Annotated in this window: 17 protein-coding genes; all 17 read right to left on the bottom strand. The window is 66.5% G+C overall.

Annotated features, from left to right (window positions below; genetic code table 11):
* Window positions 1–1,277: 1,277 nt before the first annotated feature.
* Window positions 1,278–2,996, bottom strand: a complete 1,719-nt coding sequence (locus tag IWX62_RS04345; protein ID WP_196840129.1) for an IlvD/Edd family dehydratase — start codon at window positions 2,994–2,996, stop codon at window positions 1,278–1,280.
* Window positions 2,993–4,153: an acyl-CoA dehydrogenase family protein gene (locus IWX62_RS04340; RefSeq protein ID WP_196840128.1), complete on the bottom strand. Its 1,161-nt coding sequence runs from the start codon at window positions 4,151–4,153 to the stop codon at window positions 2,993–2,995. The genes IWX62_RS04345 and IWX62_RS04340 overlap by 4 nt, the downstream gene beginning before the upstream one ends.
* 59 nt (window positions 4,154–4,212) lie before the next feature.
* Entirely contained in the window at window positions 4,213–5,406 is a 1,194-nt protein-coding gene (locus IWX62_RS04335; protein ID WP_196840127.1) for a CaiB/BaiF CoA transferase family protein, read from the bottom strand.
* The gene (locus tag IWX62_RS04330; RefSeq protein WP_196840126.1) at window positions 5,399–6,304 is read right to left on the bottom strand and encodes a fumarylacetoacetate hydrolase family protein; all 906 of its coding nucleotides are present in this window, start codon (window positions 6,302–6,304) and stop codon (window positions 5,399–5,401) included. Before IWX62_RS04330 ends, IWX62_RS04335 begins: the two co-directional genes overlap by 8 nt.
* A 66-nt stretch (window positions 6,305–6,370) precedes the next feature.
* On the bottom strand, window positions 6,371–7,144 hold the full coding sequence (locus IWX62_RS04325) for an SDR family oxidoreductase (protein WP_196840125.1): 774 nt from the start codon (window positions 7,142–7,144) through the stop codon (window positions 6,371–6,373).
* Entirely contained in the window at window positions 7,144–8,076 is a 933-nt protein-coding gene (locus IWX62_RS04320; protein WP_196840124.1) for a dihydrodipicolinate synthase family protein, read from the bottom strand. Before IWX62_RS04320 ends, IWX62_RS04325 begins: the two co-directional genes overlap by 1 nt.
* The gene (gene lhgO, locus IWX62_RS04315; RefSeq protein ID WP_196840123.1) at window positions 8,073–9,311 is read right to left on the bottom strand and encodes an L-2-hydroxyglutarate oxidase; all 1,239 of its coding nucleotides are present in this window, start codon (window positions 9,309–9,311) and stop codon (window positions 8,073–8,075) included. Before lhgO ends, IWX62_RS04320 begins: the two co-directional genes overlap by 4 nt.
* The gene (locus IWX62_RS04310; protein ID WP_196840122.1) at window positions 9,308–10,561 is read right to left on the bottom strand and encodes an MFS transporter; all 1,254 of its coding nucleotides are present in this window, start codon (window positions 10,559–10,561) and stop codon (window positions 9,308–9,310) included. Before IWX62_RS04310 ends, lhgO begins: the two co-directional genes overlap by 4 nt.
* Window positions 10,558–12,780, bottom strand: a complete 2,223-nt coding sequence (locus IWX62_RS04305) for a TRAP transporter permease (RefSeq protein WP_196840121.1) — start codon at window positions 12,778–12,780, stop codon at window positions 10,558–10,560. The genes IWX62_RS04310 and IWX62_RS04305 overlap by 4 nt, the downstream gene beginning before the upstream one ends.
* Window positions 12,777–13,298, bottom strand: coding sequence for a hypothetical protein (locus tag IWX62_RS04300; RefSeq protein ID WP_196840120.1), 522 nt, complete (start codon window positions 13,296–13,298; stop codon window positions 12,777–12,779). The genes IWX62_RS04305 and IWX62_RS04300 overlap by 4 nt, the downstream gene beginning before the upstream one ends.
* Window positions 13,299–13,304: 6 nt before the next feature.
* Window positions 13,305–14,324 carry a TAXI family TRAP transporter solute-binding subunit gene (locus IWX62_RS04295; RefSeq protein WP_196840119.1) on the bottom strand — a complete coding sequence of 340 codons (1,020 nt, stop codon included), beginning with the start codon at window positions 14,322–14,324 and terminating at the stop codon, window positions 13,305–13,307.
* Window positions 14,321–15,022 carry a carboxymuconolactone decarboxylase family protein gene (locus tag IWX62_RS04290; protein WP_196840118.1) on the bottom strand — a complete coding sequence of 234 codons (702 nt, stop codon included), beginning with the start codon at window positions 15,020–15,022 and terminating at the stop codon, window positions 14,321–14,323. The genes IWX62_RS04295 and IWX62_RS04290 overlap by 4 nt, the downstream gene beginning before the upstream one ends.
* Entirely contained in the window at window positions 15,015–15,752 is a 738-nt protein-coding gene (locus IWX62_RS04285) for an SDR family NAD(P)-dependent oxidoreductase (protein ID WP_196840117.1), read from the bottom strand. Before IWX62_RS04285 ends, IWX62_RS04290 begins: the two co-directional genes overlap by 8 nt.
* Before the next feature lie 160 nt (window positions 15,753–15,912).
* Window positions 15,913–16,584, bottom strand: a complete 672-nt coding sequence (locus IWX62_RS04280) for a GntR family transcriptional regulator (protein ID WP_196840116.1) — start codon at window positions 16,582–16,584, stop codon at window positions 15,913–15,915.
* 157 nt (window positions 16,585–16,741) lie between these two features.
* The gene (locus IWX62_RS04275; protein WP_196840115.1) at window positions 16,742–17,290 is read right to left on the bottom strand and encodes an NAD(P)H-dependent oxidoreductase; all 549 of its coding nucleotides are present in this window, start codon (window positions 17,288–17,290) and stop codon (window positions 16,742–16,744) included.
* Window positions 17,287–18,345: an LLM class flavin-dependent oxidoreductase gene (locus tag IWX62_RS04270; RefSeq protein ID WP_196840114.1), complete on the bottom strand. Its 1,059-nt coding sequence runs from the start codon at window positions 18,343–18,345 to the stop codon at window positions 17,287–17,289. The genes IWX62_RS04275 and IWX62_RS04270 overlap by 4 nt, the downstream gene beginning before the upstream one ends.
* A gap of 5 nt (window positions 18,346–18,350) precedes the next feature.
* Entirely contained in the window at window positions 18,351–18,755 is a 405-nt protein-coding gene (locus IWX62_RS04265) for a winged helix-turn-helix transcriptional regulator (RefSeq protein ID WP_196840113.1), read from the bottom strand.
* Between the last annotated feature and the right edge of the window lie 64 nt (window positions 18,756–18,819).

Genomic DNA, 18,819 nt, shown 5'->3' with positions numbered 1-18,819 from the left:
TGATCGGTACTCACTGACCATCGCACGATGGCTCACCACGTCGCCGGAGCAACGCGCTCACCGCGGGAAACTACACCACCCCACGGGACGTAACCCTTCTCCCTCTTCAGGACCTCCCAGATCGATGAGAATAACTGGGAGGTAGACACGATCATGTTTCTTCCAGAGGAGGTGATAGTGCGGGCACTTAGCGCTGACGGTGAGATTCTCGCGAATCGTGAAACCGCCCTCAAATGGAACAGGTTGGATTGGGAAAAGAATGGTGGGTCTGAGCAATGCCCAGGGCCGATGCGCGCCGACTCAATCGAAGCCGAAGCCTAAACCTTAGGCGCTGAAGAGGCATGCCGTGACGGGGCGCCTTAGCAATAGGATCTACCCTTCCCTATTCCCGCTTGGCCAAGCCCACCCTTCTGGATCATGCAGTCGCTTGAATAGGTTTGCAGGACTGGCCGTCGCGGTCGGGGATCGCTGAATAGGACGACAGGACCGCCAACTGAAGCTGCGATTAACCGCCATTCCTGGCTAACAGTCACAGGTCAGGGGTTCACATGCAGGAAACGGATGTGGGTGGAGGCTCGTTGGACTAACGCGACGGCCAGGGCAGAAGGCGTGACGGACCTAGGCATAGGGGGCGCTGTCCGACGGTACTTCCTCACGGTTTTTCCTTTGACCGTTGCAATCTCATTTGGAGTCGGCCTCGCGCTTGCGGCCATTTGGCCCGAGGTGAGGGAGGGGTTTCTTCTCTCCGGGGTCTATCTCGGACTGGTTCTGGGTGAGTTCGGCATTTTCATTGCTGGCCTCGTGTACGGAACCAAGAAGGTTGGGCCTTTGGTTCAGCCCCGACGGACTGGCGTGACCGTGGGCCTCGCGAGTGGTGAGGCGAAACACGTGCAGCGGCAGGTGCTCGGTAGGGAGCCCACGTACCATGAACAGCTGCCAGTCCTCAGGGCGGCTGCTGTCCAGCTTCGGGAGGGTTTGGCCAGACAATTGCTTACGATGCCGGGGTTGCTGATCTTATTTTGTGGGCAAGCAGTTTCTCACGGGATAGTGTAGATGCTGGATGGCCTCATGGTTCTACTCCTGCTGGGAATGGCGGTTCTTCTAGGCTTTGTCGCCCGCCAGTTCCAACGAACCGGTTTGTTCCTTAGGTCAACCCAATCTTTGATTTGACGATCTGGTTCAGTATTCAGCTGGAGCCGGCTCGCGCTACATCGATCAGCGTTCGGATAAGCGTAACTGCTCCTTCGTGACGGAGCGCCCAATCCGCGCCTAGCTGTCTAGCCCTGCAGAAAGCGGAAGTCGCAGCCCTCGTCCGCCTGGGTTACCTCGGTGACAAAGAGCCTCCGATAGCCACGATCCGGAACAACCGGCGCTGCTGGACCCATCGCATCTTCACGTCGGGCCAGCTCCACATCGGACATCTCCACGTGGATCAGTCGGCGGCTGACACTCAGCGTGATCGTGTCGCCGGTCCGCACCAGACGCAACGGACCGCCGACCGCTGACTCAGGCGTCACATGCAACACCACCGCCCCAGCCGCGGTGCCGGACATCCGACCATCCGAGATGCGCACCATGTCGCGCACACCCTGGGAGGCGAGCTTTTTCGGGATGGGTAGGTACCCGGCCTCGGGCATCCCCGGCGCTCCAACCGGTCCGATGTTCTTCAACACCAGAACCGAATCGGCGGTGACGTCCAGATCGGGATCATCGATCCGCGCCGCCAGGTCCGCCGTATTCTCGAACACCACAGCAGGTCCGGTGTGCTCCAGCAGCGCAGGGGACACAGCTGCCTGCTTGATGATCGCCCCACCCGGTGCCAGATTCCCGCGAAGGAACGCAAGGCTTCCCTCCGGATACACCGGGTTGGACAGCGGCCGGATGATGTCCTGCGGAAAGCCGGGACCGGCGTCGTCAATCTCCTCACCCAGCGTCCGACCCGTCACCGTCGGTACGTCCCGGTGGATCAGTGAACCCAGCTCCCGCAGCACTGCAGGAACACCGCCGGCACGATGGAAGTCCTCCATGTAGTACTTCCCGGACGGCTTCAGATCCACCAGCACCGGGGTCTCTGTGCTCATCCGGTCCAGCTGCTCCAGCGACAACCGGATCCCCAGCCGACCAGCCACAGCGGTCAGGTGAATGATCGCGTTCGTGGAGCCGCCGATCGCCAGCAGCACCCGCAGACCATTCTCGAATGACTGCTGGGTCAGGATGGTGTCCATTTTCGTGCCAGTCGCCGCGAGGGCAACAGCCTGGGTCCCGGTCGCCTCCGCGATCCGCACCCGGTCGGCCGTAACCGCGGGAGCCGACGCCGATCCCGGCATCGCTATTCCCATCGCCTCCGTCAGGCAGGCCATGGTGCTGGCGGTGCCCATCACCGAGCAGGTGCCGACGCTGCCGACCAGCCGCGAGTTCACGTCGTCGATCTCTGGTTTGGAAATTTCCCCACCCCGGAACTTGCCCCAGAATGCCCGGCAGTCGGTGCACGCACCCACCCGCTCGCCCCGATACCCGCCGGTCAGCATCGACCCGGTCACCAGCGAAATCGCCGGCACCCCCGCCGACGCAGCACCCATCAGCTGGGCGGGTACGGTTTTGTCGCACCCTCCGATCAGCACGACGGCGTCCATCGGCTGGGCCCGGATCATCTCCTCCGTGTCCATCGACATCAGGTTCCGCAAGAACATGCTGGTCGGCTGCGAAAAGCTCTCGTGGATGGAGATCGTGGGGAAGTCCACCGGCAACCCGCCAGCGAGCATCACCCCGCGCTTCACCGCCTCCAGCAGCGCCGGCATGTTGCCGTGGCACGGGTTGAATCCGCTGCCCGTGTTGATGATCCCAATCACCGGCCGGTCCAGGGCATCGTCGGAATACCCGGCACCCTTGATGAACGCCTTCCGCAGGAACAGCGAGAACTCGGCGTCCCCGTAGTTGGTCAGGCCCTTGCGGATGCCGGTGGGAGCAACGGGTTCGGGGGCAGCGGCTTCACTCACCGGAACGCGGGGACGCCGGTGATGTGGTTGCCCAGGATCAGGGTGTGCACCTCGTCGGTACCCTCATAGGTCCTGACGCTCTCCAGGTTGTTCGCGTGCCGCAGCGGCGAGTAATCCAGGGTGACACCGTTTCCGCCGAGCATCGCCCGCGCCTCACGGCAGATCGCAATTGCCTCGCGGCAGTTGTTTAGCTTGCCCACCGAGATCTGGTACGGCTGCAGGGTCCCGGCATCCTTCAACCGGCCCAGCTGCAGCGCGAGCAGTGTGCCCTTGTTGATCTCCAACGCCATGTTCACCAGCTTCTCCTGGGTCAGCTGGTAACCGGAGAGCGGCTTCCCGAACTGCAGCCGCTCCTGCGAGTAGGCCAGCGCAGTGAGGTAGCTGTCCCGGGCTGCGCCCATGGCACCCCAGATGATGCCGTAGCGCGCCTCGTTCAGGCACTCGAACGGGCCTCGCAGTCCCTTGGCGTTCGGGAGCATCGCGCTCTCCGGCAACCGGATGTCCGTCAGGGTGATGTCGCACTGGATGGACGCCCGCATGGAGAGCTTCTGCTTGATCGGCGTCGCCACGAACCCCGGGCTGTCGGTCGGCACCACGAAGCCGCGGACGCCGTCGTCGGTCATTGCCCAGATGATGGCGAGCTTCGCCACCGAAGCCAGGCCGATCCAGCGCTTCGCGCCGTTGAGGATCCAGTCGGACCCATCGCGCTTCGCGAAGGTCTGCATCGCGCCGGGGTCGGACCCGGCGGTCGGCTCGGTCAGTCCGAACGCGCCGATCGCGGTCCCGGCAGCCATCTGTGGCAGCCACTCGGTCTTCTGCTCCTCCGAGCCGTGTTTGTAGATGGCGCTCATCGCCAGCGAGCCCTGCACCGACACGAAGGTGCGCAGACCCGAGTCGCCGGCCTCCAGCTCCATCGCCGCGAGTCCGTACTCCACCGACGACTTTCCGGGGCAGCCGTAGCCCTTGATGTGCATGCCGAGCAGACCTAGGTCAGCCATCTGCGGGACGATCTCCATCGGGAAGACGGCGTCGTCGTACCACTGGGCAATGTTCGGCTTGATCTCGGTGTCCACGAAGGACCGCACGGTCTCCCGCAGGGTGATTTCCTCGGGGGAAAGGAGCGTATCAATACCGATCAGGTCTGACATGTCAGTCATGGTTCTGCTTTCAACTGTTGAGGAAGTCATGGTTGAGGAGGTCACTGGGGATCCTGCTTTCACTGTAGGTGGTGGAGTGCGGGAATGGCGGGGAGGTCAAAGGCGGCGCCATTGTGCTCGCCGAGGAGGGGTGGCGGGCGCCGGTACCGGGCGGGAGTCCCGGACAGGTGAATGGGGTTGGCGACCTGCTGGCTGGTCCGCGACCCGTCAGCATTGGCGATCTCGACGACGGGGGCCAGACCCAGCGTGTCCGCCAGTTCCAGCGCCTCGACAATCGAGTTCACCTTCCCGGCGGGCACACCGGCGATACTGAGCAGCTCCGACCAGTCAGCGGCGGACTTCGAACCCAGCTGCTCTTCCAGCAGATACTTCAGGACCACCCGGTTGGCCACCCGATTCGAATTCCCGGCGAACCGTTCATCGCCGGCGAGCTCGGGCACGCCGAGCACCCGGACCAGTCCGGCAAACTGCTTGTCAGTCCCGACGGCGACGGCCAACGGACCATCGGCGGTCCGCAGCGTCTCATACGGCGCGATGCTCGGGTGCGCGTTGCCCATCCGCTGCGGCGATTCACCGGTCGCCAGGGTGCTCGACGCCTGGTTCACCAGCCCCGACAGCAGCGACGACAACAGGTTCACATCCACCCGCTGACCCACCCCGGTCTGCTCCAGCGACCGCAGGGCGGCGAGAATCCCGACGACGGCGTTCTGCCCGGTCACCACGTCCACCAGTGCTACGCCGACCTTGCTAGGCTCGGAATCCAGCCCACCGGTGACGCTCATCAGCCCGCCGACGGCCTGCACCAGCAGGTCATAGCCCGGCAGGTGCGCGCCGGCGGCGCTCCCGAACCCGGTGATGGAGCAGTAGATCAGGTCCGGCCGGCGGTCCTTGAGGGACTCGTAGTCCAGCCCGAACCGTTCCATGATGCCGGGCCGGAAGTTCTCGATCACGACGTCGGCCGTCAACGCGATCTCCAGCGCCGCCGCCTGTCCCTCTTCAGTGGTCAGATCGCACACCACCGAACGCTTGTTGCGGTTCACGCTGGAGAAATAGGTGCCTACCCCGTACTCGTCCACCGGAGGCGTCCAGCTGCGGGTGTCGTCACCGGAGGGGCTTTCCACCTTGATGACGTCGGCCCCGAAATCGGCCAGCATCATCGAGGCGAATGGTCCCGCGAGCACCCGGGAGAAGTCGGCTACCTTAATGCCGTCCAGGGGTCCCGCCGGGAACCCGTCGTCGGAGGGGCTACTCATGACCGCCATGGCCTTCCTGATGAATGCCGTCTTCTTGACCAGAGCCAGCTTCCTGGTCGACCACCGGGTTGCTGAGCACACCGACGCCGGGGATGCGGCATTCAGCCACGTCGCCCGCCTTGATGTGCACGGCGCCCGGCGTTCCGGTGGAGATGATGTCGCCCGGGTAGAGCGGCATCACCTTGCTGTGGAAGCTGACCAGGTACTCGGGGGAGTACCGCATGTTGCCCACGACGTTGCTGCGGTGCACCTTGCCGTTGATCACTGTGGACACCTCGACGGCGGCCAGCGAGCCGGCGTCGTCGGCCACCTCTGCTAAGGGGACGATCTCCGGTCCGAAGGAGAAGAAGCCGGGGAAGTTCTTGGACCGGGTGAGGAACCGGGGGTTCTTCTCCAGGATGTCCTCAGCGGTCTGGTCCAGCAGGGTGACGACGCCGGCCACGTAGGACAACGCGTCCTCCGGTTCCACGTCGCGGCAGTACGTGCCGATGACGAGGCCCAGCTCGGCCTCGGCGGTGGTGCGAACACTCTGGTGCGGGATGGTGATGTTCTCGCCCGGGCCGATGATGGTGTGGTCGCCCTTGATGAACGACGCCGGCTCGTCAGGGACGCCCTCGGACAGGTCCGAGGCGTGCTCCACATAGTTCAGGCCGATGCCCCACAGCATCCGCGGATGCCGGTACGGGGCGCCGAAGGTCACCGAGTCGCGGTCGCGGAAGACCGCGGTGTCAGCCGACTCGGCGAACGACTCCAGCTTCCCGAGCGAATCGGTGGCCAGCAGTTCCAGCAGGTCACCGGAGAAACCGGGAATGAGGTCGCGGACCAGCGCGACCCCGCGCACGGGGTGGATCACTGCGGCGAGTTCGTCGCCGCCTTCGCGGACTGAGGCCAGATGCATGGTCGGCGCTTCTTTCTATTCAGGTTCAAGAGGTCGAGAGGTTCAAAAGGGTCAGGAACAGCAGGGCTAGTACGCGCGGACCAGTCCGCCGTCGCAGCGGATCTGCTCGCCCGTCACGTAGGCGGCGGGGACGCTGGCGAGGAACGCGACGACGGCGCCGAACTCCTCGGGGGCACCGTACCGGCCGGCGGGGATGGTCTTCTCGGACGCGGCGCGGGCCTCGTCGGGGGTGCTGCCGGTCCGCTTGGCCGCTGCGGCGTCGAGGGACGCCACCCGGTCCGTGTCGATCCGGCCTGGGAGCACCATGTTCACTGTGACGCCGTCCGCAGCGACCTCGGCGGCGAGCGTCTTCAGGTAGCCGGCCAGCCCGGCCCTGCCGATGTTGGAGAGCGCCAGGTTGGGCAGCGGCTGCTGCACGCCGCTGGACCCGACGGCGACGATGCGGCCCCAGCCGCGCTCGCGCATGCCGGGCAGCACCAGGTTGGTCAGCCGCATGTGCTGCACCAGCAGTTGATGTACGGCGGCAAGAGCCTGCTCGTCGCTGACGTCGGCGGCCCCACCGGGAGGCGGGCCACCGCTGTTGAGAATCAGCACATCGATCGGCCCGAACTCCTTCTCGGCGGCCTCGACCAGCGCGGCGGGGGCGCCGTCGTCGGTCAGGTCCATCGCGATCCCGACGGCGGAGGGCAGCTTGGCCGCTTCGGCCTGCACCACGTCCTCGCGGCGGGCGGCGAGGACCACGTTGGCGCCCTCGTCGGCCAGCGCCTGGGCGATGGCCAGGCCGATGCCCGAGCTTGCGCCCGGCACCAGTACATTCTTCCCCTTGAGTCCGGTATCCATCAGGCAATCTCCTTCACAGCATCAAGGTGGGCGTCGATCATGTCGGCAAGCGCCGGCGGCAACGTGGGGGAGGGTGGGCGCACCGCGGCGTCGGCGATGATGCCGCGGCGGCGCAGGATCTCCTTGCGGACGGCCAGCCCAATCCCGGGCTGACCCTCGAAGTTCGCCAGCGGCAGCCACGGGGCAAACGCCGCGCGGGCCGCCGGGAAACCGCCGTCGGCGAAGGCGGTCAGCGCCGCCTGCAGCCCTTCCGGGTGGGAGAAGCCGGTCATGGCGCCCGCGGCACCGGCGGCCAGCTCATCGAGCAGCCCGACGCCGCCCAGTCCGCCGAACACCGGCACCGTGGTGGCGGCGGTGAGCGCGGCGATGGGGACGGCGGTCGGAGGTGCTTCGGACTTCACGGCGCTGATGAACGGGCACAGCTCCAGGACGCTGAGGATCTGCGCGGCGCTGATCTTCACGCCGGAGGCTACCGGGTAGTCCTGCAGCACAATCCCGGCACCGGTGTGGGCGGGGATGACCTCGTTGATGGCCGTCAGGTGTGCGGCGAGCAGTTCCGGGTTGGCGCTGTTGGCCTGCACCATCAGGGCCCCCAGGTTGCTGCCGGCAGCGGCGACGGCGGTGCGTGCCTGCTCGACGGCGACCGCCGTCGACCGCGCCGACAGGCCGACCACCAGCGGGGTGTCCCCGGCCTCGTCGGCGACCGTCTGAACGATCAGGGTCTGTTCGGTGGTGTCCAGGGTGACGCCTTCGCCGAAGACGCCGAGGACCACCATGCCGGTGGCGTTCAGCCCGGTGTAGAGGCGGACCTCGCTGCGCAGCGACTCGGTGTCGACGGCGAAATCACCGCCGTGGAAGGGCGTGGCGAGCACGCCCCAGAGGCCTCGGGCGAGCGGGGAGACGGGCGATGGAGTAACAGGGGAGGCAGTCACAGGGATGAGGTGTCCTTTCGGTCGGAATTGTTCTCAAGTGCCAGCGAGACGATGTGCTCGGCAATGGCAAGTGAAGAGGTGGCGGCGGGGGAGGGCGCATTCCTGACGGACAGCACCGACCCCTGCCGGGTAATCCTGAAGTCATCGACCAGTGATCCGTCGCGGGTCAGCGCCTGGGCGCGAATGCCCCGAGGGCCGGGGATGACGTCGTCGGCGGTGATCTCAGGGACGTACTTGCGGGCCTCGGCGACGAACCGTCGCTTGCTCAGCGACCCGAGCATCTCGGCGGCACCGGTGCGCCAGTGCTGCTTCGCGAAGGACCTGAAGCCCGAGTACATCACCGCGTCCTTGAGGTCGCGGAGCGAGATGTTGGACCACTTGTAGCCTTCGCGGGCCAGGGCGAGCACCGCGTTGGGGCCCACCATCACCTCGCCGTCGGTGGTGGGGGTGAGGTGCACGCCGAGGAACGGGTAGCGGGGGTCGGGCACCGGGTACACCAGGCCGCGGACCAGATGCCTGCGTTCCGGACGGAGCAGGTAGTACTCGCCGCGGAAGGGCACAATCTTGGGGTCGTCGTCGTCGCCGGCGAGCTTCGCCACCCGGTCCGCCTGCAGCCCGGCGCAGACGATCACCATGTCGTAGGCGTCGGAGGTTTCGGTGCCGCGGTGCTTGCCCGTGACCACCGTCTGCCCGGCGCGTTCGGTCAGCGCCGTAACCTCGAAGTTGGTGTGGACAGTGCCACCGGCGGCCTCCACATCCATGGCGAGGGAGCGGGTGATGGCGCCGTAATCGACGATCGCCGTATGGGGCGAGTGCAGGCCGGAGGTGCCCTTCACATGGGGCTCCAGTTCCAGCAGCTCGGCCTGGTTGATGATGCGGACTCCGGGGACCCCGTTGGCGACGGCACGTTCCATGATGTCGCCGAGACGGCCTTCCTCGACCGGGTTGCGGGCGACGAGCACCTTGCCGCACTCGTCGTAGGGCAGCCCCTTCTCTTCGCAGTACTCCTTGAGCATGTCAACGCCCTGCCGGCAGAGCTTCGCTTTCAACGATCCGGGCGTGTAGTAGAGCCCGGCGTGGACGACTCCGGAGTTCCGGCCGGTCTGGTGTCCGGCGAGGATGGGTTCCTTCTCGAGCACGGTGACGTGGGCGTCGGGCTGGACCTGCAGCAGCCGGCGGGCGACGGCGGCACCAACAATGCCACCTCCCACCACTGCGAAACGCGTGGGCGTCATCTTTTCTCCTCCAGGGGGGTCAGGGTGTGGTCTGTAGTCGACGGCGTGGCGGCTGGTATTTCCGCCGCGGTCAGCGCCCGCGACCGGCGGATCATCCGCCGTGCCACCGTAAACGTCACGGCAGCCAGGGCGGCGACGACGGCGGCCGCCAACCAGGCGGTGTCATACGAGGTGGCGGCGGTCAGCAGCCCGAACAGCAGCGGACCGGCTGCGGCGCCCAGGGACAGCCCGGTCTGGATGACGCCGGTGGCGGTGGCAGCGTTGGCCCGGTTGTCCCGGACCACGGCGAAGTGCACCAGGCCGGGCCAGGTCCAGCCGGCGCCGTAGGCGAGCAGGGCTCCGAGAACGAACAGCAGCGAACTGGTGCCCAGGGCGAGCAGCAGGTAGCCGATCACGCCGAGTGCCAGCAGGTTGGTGATCAGCACCAGGGGGCTGCGGTGCGGGTACTTGTCCATGGCGAGGCCCAGCACAATGCGGATCACCAGGCCCAGCAGCGCAGCGCCGGCGAACAGCAGGCCGGCGGTCCCCGGCGCCATCCCGGATTCCACCGCCGAATCCACCAGGAACACGCCCAGCGACGTGGCCGCAGCGGCAGCGAAGCCGGCGCCCACGCTCAGCATCACCAGGCCGCCTCTCGGAGTGCCACGGTCAGGCTTCGGGGTTTCCCCCGGCTGGGTGGGGCGGGTGCCGGGTGCGCTGAAGAACGCCCAGACCGCAATGGCGATGGCCATCAGAGAGCCGAGCAGGAACGCGTACCGCCACCCCACGGCGAGGGCAATCACGGGGACCGCTATTCCGGCAATCATCGAGGCCGCCGGAATAGAGGACTGCTTGACGCCGAACGCCAACCCCAACCGGTTGGGGTTGACTGCCCGGGAGATGCCGAGATTCGCTGAAGGCTGCGCCATGGCGTTGGCGAGCCCGCCGACAAACAGGGCAACAATCAGCAGCGCGAACGTCGGCGCCAGCCCGGCACCGGCCAGCGCGACGGCGGCGAGGGTCGCCGAGGTGACCATGCCCTTCGCCGCACCAATCCGCTGCACCAGTCCGCCCAACGGGCGGGCCAGCACCCCGGACACGGTGAACAGGGTGGCTGCTGCCATTCCCATCTCCGCCGGGCCGATGTTCAGGTCCCCGCGGATCTGCACCGCCAACGCACCCAGCAGGAAGGCAGGAAGCACCCCTGTGGTGGTGACGGAGACGGCCTGCAGCATGGTGACTGCTGCATGCGTCGACGGTGCTGTGGTCATGAAGCGGTGGGATCCGTCGTCGTCTTCGGTGAGGCGGCTGCCGACGACGGCGCACGGTGCGCAGCCGTCCCCGAGGAGGCGGCCGACGTCGTGCTGGCCGCCTTATCAGCAGTGGCTGCCTCAGCTACGGGTGGGTCGGCGTCAGGATCGTACGGGTGACGCTTCCGGCCGATCAGGTGGACCAGGACGCCGACGGCGATGATCGCCACTCCGATCCCGATGTAGAGCGGATCAAGAGTGAGCAGCGGCAGGGAGCCGATGCCCAGGATGACACGTTCGGGCCAGCGTGCCGGTCCGAGGAGCCAGCCGCCGGTGGAGACGGCCAGTGCGGCAACCGCGAGGAGCGATACCGAGAAGGCCAGCGCCACGGTTGCCACGCCGCCCTGGAGCAGCAGCCCAACACCGGATCCGGAGAGGACAAAGATGAACGGCACCAGGAAGGCGGACAGGGTGTACCGCCAGGTGAGCCACATGGTCTTGATCGGTTTGCCGCCGGTGATCGCCGACGCTGCAAACGGGGAGAGCGCCGTCGGAGGGGACACCTCGCTGAGCACCGAGTAGTAGAAGATGAACATCGCGGCGGCGAAGGGTGCCACGCCCACATCCTGCAGGGCGGGTCCGATGATCACCCAGGAGATGATGAAGCTTGCCGTCACGGGGACTGCCAGGCCGAGCAGGATCACGGCGATGGCTGAGAAGATCGCGGTCAGCAGCAGGCTGCCGCCGGCGAAGTCGACAATGATGCTGGCGAGTTTCAGGCCCAGACCGGTGAGGGTCATGATGCCCACGATCAGACCGGCCGCTGCCATCACGGGGATGACCGAGAGGGCGCCGGTGGCGCCGGTTGCCAGCGCTTCAAAGATTTTCCGCGGGGTCATCCAGGACTCGCGGTCGAAGAAGCTCAGCACGAACGCGAGGACGGTGGCGAACACGACGGCGCGGAACGGGGTCATCCCGAAGGCCATGAACACCACGATGGCGAGCAGCGAGCTGAAGTGGTAACCGAACCGCAGGAGGAGCTTGCCCACAGGCTTGACGTCCATGGCGACGGCCTTGGTCTTGAACCGTCGGGCGTCCATTTCGATGGCGAGGATGATGCCGAAGTAGTAGAGCAGGGTGGGGATGGTGGCCCAGATGAGCACCTGCAGGTAGGACACCCCGAGGAGGGCGGCGATGATGAACGCCGCGGCGCCGAGAGTGGGAGGGGACATGATGGCGCCGATACCGGCGGCGGCGAGGATGCCACCACCGTGTTCTTTCGGGTAGCCTGCCTTGCGCAGCAGCGGCCAGGAGATGCCACCGAGGGTGACGGTGGTGGCGACGCCGGACCCCGAGACCGTGCCGAGCAGGAAGCCGGCGAGGGTGACGGTCCGGCCGGGGCCGGATTTGGACTGGCCGAACGCCGAGAAGGAGAGGTCAATGAAGAACTTGGTGGCACCCGAGGCGCCCAGCACGGCGCCGTAGATGGTGAACAGGATGATGTACGTCGCGGCGACGTCCGTCGGGACCCCGAAAATACCTTGAGTACCCATCACGTTGTGACCCACGAGCCGGATCCAGTCGAAGGATGAGGTGGTGAACGGGGAGGGTACGTACGGGCCCCAGTAGGCGTAAGCGAAGAAGCCCAGTACCACCAGCGGCACCAGGATGCCGACGGTGCGCCGTGCCGCTTCCAGGACGATGAGGATGGCGATGACGCCCATGATCAGGTCGAGGTAAGTGGGCACGATGGCCCGGCGGAAGAACGGATCCCAGTCGGAGATGATGTACGCGAACGGCACCACGGCGACGACGGCGAGCACCCAGTCAAGGATGTGCGGATTGTCTGACTTCCCGGCTTCCTTGGCCTTCGACGACCGGCCCCACCCCCGGTATACCAGGAAGGTCAGGGACAGCCCGATCATCAGGAACGCGGGCAGATAGAACTGGGTAGCCATCGGATTGAACACCCAGTACAGGGCGAACAGCGACAGGCCGGCACCCACCACCTTGACCACCAGGGCCGGAATACTGGTTAGCTGGCGGGCAGGCTTCTCCGCCTCAAACTCGGCGATCAGCGCATCTTCGTCAATCTCGTCGTTGCGGTTGATCGGGTTCACCGAGGCGTCCTCAGGGATTCTTGCCTGGTCACGTCGGCTGGGGTCGATGGCCTCATCGGGGGTGGGGCGATGCTGCTTGCCGGCCTTGACGGCGCCGTCGCCGTCAATTCGCTCGGTCATGGGGTCTCCTTGATATCTAGCAGGATGAAGGGCTGGTCGTCGTCGACCAGGGCCCACAGCGGAACGGGCGCTGTTCCGGGCAGGTGGAGGGTGCGTTCACCAAGATCGGTGGCGGCAAGGGAAAGGTCGGTGAACACGGCGGGGTGCGCGGGGTCGGGGTCGACCACAAAGTTCCGCCGGTCGGAGGGGGCCGCGGCGGTGGGGGCGCCGGGGACGCCGTAATACTCTTCGAGCACCGCGAGCTGGTCGGCGGCGATCTGGTCGAGCCTGAAGCTGCCGTCGGGGAGGACCGTGTAGCGTTCCTCGGCGATGGTTCCGTAGAGCGAGTTGCGGTAGCTGACCGCGAAGGTGTCTCCGGGCAGGGCCACGGAGGCCAGCCCGCCGCCGTCGTTGGTGATCACGATGCTGCGCTCGGGGGCACCCTCATCGGGGGACTCCTGGGCAGCGACCGCGAACGCCCCACCGCCCAGCGTGCCAAGGCACACCAGGACGACGACGACGACGGCGGGCTTGCGCATCAGTGCTTAGCCTGCGGCTTCGTCGAAGTACCGCTGGGCGCCGGGGCAGGTGTCGATGTAGGAGATGTCGCCGGCGGTGGCGGCATCCAGTTCGACGGCGGCCGGGTGCACCTGGGTGAGGGCTTCAACGTTGTCGAAGATCGCTGCGGTGATGTTGTACTGCAGCTCCTCATCCATCTCGGGGCTGGCCACGAGGATGTTCGGTGACGCGATCGCTGACACCGCTTCGGTCTGGCCCTCGTAGGTGTCGGCGGGGATGTCTTCCTCAACGTAGTACTCGCCGTACTCGGTGGAGAGCTGCTCGGCGTACTCGCCGATGTTGAGGAGGTTCATGTCGCCGTCGCTGGCCAGGTCGATCAGCGCGCCGGTGGGCAGGCCACCGGACCAGAAACCGGCGTCGATGGTGCCGTCGCGGAGTGCCGCAACGGTCTCAGCGGCGCCGAGCTGACGGCGTTCCACGCCGGACTCGGGGTCAATGCCGGCAGCCTCGAGGATGCGCAGGGCTGCAACCTCGGTGGCGGACCCGGGGGCGCCGACCGAGACGACCTTGCCTTCCATGTCGGCGACACCCTCGATGCCGGTGCCGTCAACGGTGACGGCCTGCATGAAGTTGTTGTAGGTGTTGCCGAGCGAGCAGGTTTCGATCGGGTTGCCGTCGAAGTCGTTGACGCCCTCGACGGCGTCGGACACGACATCGCCGACCGCGAACGCCAGCTGGGCTGAGCCGTTCTCGATCAGGAGCATGTTGTCCACGGAGGCGTTGGTCTCCTGGACGGTGGCGTCGTAGCCCTCGATGTTGTCGCGGATCATGGTGGCGAATCCGCCGCCGAGGGGGTAATAGACGCCGCCGGTGCCGCCGGTGGCGATGGAGAGGGTCCCGCCGTCGGCGCCGCCGCTGGCGTCACCGCCGCCGCTGCCTCCGCCACTGGTGTCAGGGCTGCCGCAGGCGGACAGGAACAGTGCGGGGACGGTCAGTGCTGCTGCGGCAAGCCGGACCCTGCGACGGTGCAGTGGTGAGGTTGTCATGGATGTTCTCCCTTTGTGGTGAGGATGTGCGGTTGAGGATGAGAATGGGGGGTGGCGTCGTGCGGTGCCGGCTCGGTGGAAGCAGGCGCGTTCACGTCGCCGGCGGCGAGCAGCCCGGATAGGGCCCGGTAGTAGCCCACCAGGACAGCCAGCTCGGTGATGCCGGCGTGTCCGTGGTGCTTCAGGGCGGCTGCGTGGTGGCCAGCCGGGACGGTGCGGCCACCCAGCAGGGCGGCGGTGAAGCTAAGGGCCGAATGCTCGTGGTCGGGCAGCCCGGCGGGGACAAAACCAGTGCGGAGGTTGTCCAGTTCCGTGGCGGTGATGCCGACGGTGAGTGCCACGCGGCTGTGGGCGTACCACTCGTAGGCGGAGGAGCGTTCAGCGGCGACGGCGCAGATCACCAGCTCACGGGTGCGGGCCGGTAGTTTCCCGTTGAAGCGCAGTGCGGCGCCGAGTGCCTGGACGGCCTGGCCGATCCCCGGGGCGTAGAGCAGCGCGTTGAAGGGTCCGGCGAGGTGACCGTCGTCGTCGACCACCAGGAACGGGCCGCCCGCCCGGGGCGGGCCGGCGATCGTGTTGTAGAGGGCGAGCTGCTCGTCGTCGAGGGCGTCCGGGGCCAGGAGGGGAAAACGGCCACCATCGGCCTTCTCGCCTGTCCGTTCCGATCCGAGGAGTTCGGACTGCTGGTGATTAGACAAGGGTCCGCCCGCCGTCGACGTAGAGCACGTGGCCGGTCACGAAGGCGGCCTGGCGGGAGGCGAGGAAGAGGGCAGGGCCGGTGAGGTCGCCGGTGGTGCCGAGCCGGCCGGCGGGGACCAGCGAGGTGTAGTGGTTACGGACGCCGGGCTTGTCCAGATGCCCGCGGGTCAGCTCGGTTTCCACGTAGCCGGGGGCGACGGCGTTGACAGTGACGCCGTCGGACGCCCATTCGCGGGCCATCACACGCAGGAGCTGGTTCAGGCCGCCCTTGCTGGCGGCGTAGGGGCCGTGGTCCGGGTGGGCGAGCAGTCCGGAGACGGAAGAGCAGTAGACCTGGCGGCCGTAACCGGCGGCGACCATCAGCTTGCCAGCGGCCCGGCCGAGGCGGAAGCCGCTGGTGAGGTTGATGGAGATCATCCGATCCCAGTCCTCGTCCGAGGTGTCGAGGAGGGGGACCCGGTTGTTGACCCCCACCGCGTGGACCAGGATGTCGAGGCCGCCGAGCTCGGCGGCGGCGCGCGTCACCGCGTCCTCGCAGCCGGCCGTCGTCGACAGGTCGACTTCAAGGGGGCGGACCCGCCGATCCAGGGCGGCCAGGCCAGCCGGGTTGACGTCGGCGACGACGACGGTGGCCTGCGCATCAGCGAAAGCAGCCGCCATGGCGCTGCCGATTCCGCCGGCGCCAGCGATCAGAACCCGCTGGCTGCTGAGGCCGAGCCAATCACTCATCGAAATCCCCAGGGCGCCGTGTTCCGGCTGGTGGAATCTTGCTCTCGCAGTGCGGTGCAGCGTGAACGAGCGGCGGTGACCAGATCATTTGGATACTGTATCCAATTATCGACTAAAAAGTAACCCTCGTCACACAATTTTATTTGTGTGGGGCAAACAACTAGGTCACGTCGAGGAAGGTTCTCAGGGCGTCGACGGCATGGTTGCGATGTTCGTTGATCAGGGTGATGACCTGGTCGGTGTCGCGGCTGGCGAAGGCGTCAATGATGCGCCGGTGCTCGTCCTCGACCCGGTGCCGGTTGACCTCGTCGCCGTAGTAGACAAACCGATAGGTCTCGGTCGCGTCCCACAGCACCTGGATCAGCTTCTCCAGGCGCGGCATCCGGGCCTCGGCGACCATCAGGAAATGGAACCGGCGGTTGGCCTCGGTCATGGTCAGCAGGTCGCCGGAGGCGCTCGCCGCCTCCACTTCCTGGGCCGCAGCCCTGAGTTTGCCGACCACGTCCTCGCCCGATCGCCGTATCGCTACCCGGACGGCCTCGGCCTCGAGGATTTCGCGGATCCGGTACACCTCCAGCAAGTCGGTGAGGGAGAGGGTGGCCACCTTGTAGCCGCGGTGCGGAGCGTAGACCACCTGCCCTTCACCCTCAAGGACCTTGAAGGCTTCGCGGAGGGGGACCCTGCTGACGCCGAAGCGCTCGGCGAGTGCATCCTGGCGGAGGGGCTGGCCGGGGACCAGTTCACCGGCGATGATGGCCCGGCGTAGCTTCGCGAGCACAAAGGCCGGAGCGGTGGTGGGCCGCCCTGAGTCGGTATCGGCGTCGTCGATCACGGCGCACCGGGGGTCTGCAGGGCATTCTTCACTTGCCTGACTTTAGCCGAAGACCCGCCCGGGCGGTCAGTGGACCCGATTCCGGTGAGCAATCCGGACCTGGGCCGTCAATCGAGACATCCGGGTGGGAAATGTTCCACCCGGATGTCTTTTTTGCTCACCGGTTCACGATGTGCCGGAGACTATCGATGACGTCGCCCAGCCCGACCTCGATCCGGCTGTACACCTCGGCGTTGAGCACCAGATCTCCGTCGAAGTCGCCCGAGTTGGCGTAGAAGCCAGCCGGGATGGTCGCCGCCTGGAAGAACCCGAATAGGGGCCGCAGCGCGTGTTCGATCATCAGAGCGTGGCGGTCGCTGCCGCCGGTTGCCACGAGGATGACCGGCGTGTTTGTCAGGGCATACTGGCCCACCAGGTCGAAGAAGTGCTTGAACATGCCCGCGTAGGATCCCCGGTAGACGGGGGTCGCGGCGATCAGCAGGTCAGCTGACTCGACAGCGGCGAACTCGGCCTCCACCGCCGGGTCCAGATTCTCCCGGGAGGTGGCACCGGTAAAGGAGGGTCCCAGCTGGTAGACGTTGGTCTGGTGGACGTCGATCTCCAGTTTCTGCCCCAGCGACTCGGTAACGAGCCTCACCAGTCCCATGGTCTTGGACCGTTCGGTGGGGCTGCCATTGACGACGACGACGTGCAGCGGACTGCTCACGCGTTGACCGATTCGCGGGACGCGATTTCGGCGCGGATGACCGGTGCCACCTCGGTGCCGAGGCGTTCGATGGCCTCGAGGTGGGTCTGCTGCGGAACGCCGCCGAAGCCCATCTGGAAGACGGCCCGCGAAACCCCGTACAGGTCGTGGTAGGTGAGCAGCTTGTCGATGATCTCCTGGGGGCTGCCCACCAGCAGGCCACCCGCCGGGGACGCCTGTGCCTCGAACGCGTTCCTCGGCAGATTGAAGCTGGCCCCACGCTGGTGGTTGTTTTCGCCCAGGCCGCGGGAGAAATAGGGGAAAAAATCGTCCCGGGCGTTCTGGCTGGTCTTGCCGACCATTCCGTGGGCATTGATGCTGATCCGCTGGCTGGCCGGGTCATGGCCTGCGGCGGCCGACGCCTGGCGGTACAGATCCACGGGCCGCTCAAACTGGTTGATGGGTCCGAGCAGGAGGGCCAGAGCCAGGGGCAACCCCAGTTGCCCGGTGCGGACCGCCGAGGCCGGGGTACCGCCGACGCCCACCCAGATCGGCAGGTCGCTCATCGGGCGGGGAGCGACGTCGGCCTCCCTCAGCGGGGCGCGCATGATGCCCTGCCAGGACGCCGGGTTTTGCGCCCGGATGGCGAGGAGGAGGTCAAGCTTTTCCCGGAACAGATCGGCGTAGTCGGCCAGATCGTAGCCGAAGAGGGGGAATGACTCGGTATAGGAGCCGCGGCCGGCGATGATCTCGGCGCGCCCCCCGGAGATGAGGTCAAGGGTGGCGAAGTTCTGGAACACGCGGACCGGGTCTTCGGAGCTGAGCACTGTCACACCGCTGGTGAGCTGGATGTTTTTGGTGACCATTGCGGCCGCGGCAAGGATCATGTGCGGTGCGGAGGCAACGAAGTCGGATCGGTGGTGTTCGCCCACGCCGAAGACGTCGAGACCCACCTCGTCGGCGACGCGCGCCTGCTCGATGGTCTGCCGCATTCTTTCTGCGGGGGAGGGCATGCGACCGGTGGTGAGGTCGGAGGTGAGCTCGCCGAAGGTGAGGATACCTAGTTCAAAGGCCATGGTGGTTAGCGATCCTTGCTGGAGGTGTGGAGGAGGGGGATCGAGTCGCCGGCGCCTTGTTCGGTGACCGCGTAGGAGTGGCCCCAGGAGGTGATATCCCGCAGGATCGGTAGCAGGGCGAGCCCGGCGACGGTGAGCGAGTAACGCACCCGAAGGGGCCGGCCGTCGACAACTTCCCGCTCGATCAGTCCGTCGATCTCGAGTTCGCGGAGGCGTTTGGCGAGCATGGTGTCGCCGATGTGGGGGACGAACCGGCTGACATCTGCAAAGCCGGTATTTCCCTTCCCGATGGCTTCGATGATGATGCCGCTCCAGCGCCGGCCGATGACGTCCATGGCCGCGACGAAGGAGGGGCAGGCGCCGCCTGTTGCCTCCGCCTGATGGGCGGGGGAGGTATCTGGGGTGTTCACCGTGCGCTCCCTTTCAGTAACTCTCGTTGCAGTAGTAACTACGTCAACTGGAGCGACTGGCAGA

Source organism: Arthrobacter sp. CAN_A1, assembly GCF_015751665.1.
Classification (GTDB): domain Bacteria; phylum Actinomycetota; class Actinomycetes; order Actinomycetales; family Micrococcaceae; genus Arthrobacter_D.
Note: the sequence above shows the minus strand (reverse complement) of the source record. Positions and strands in the feature narration are given on the sequence as shown.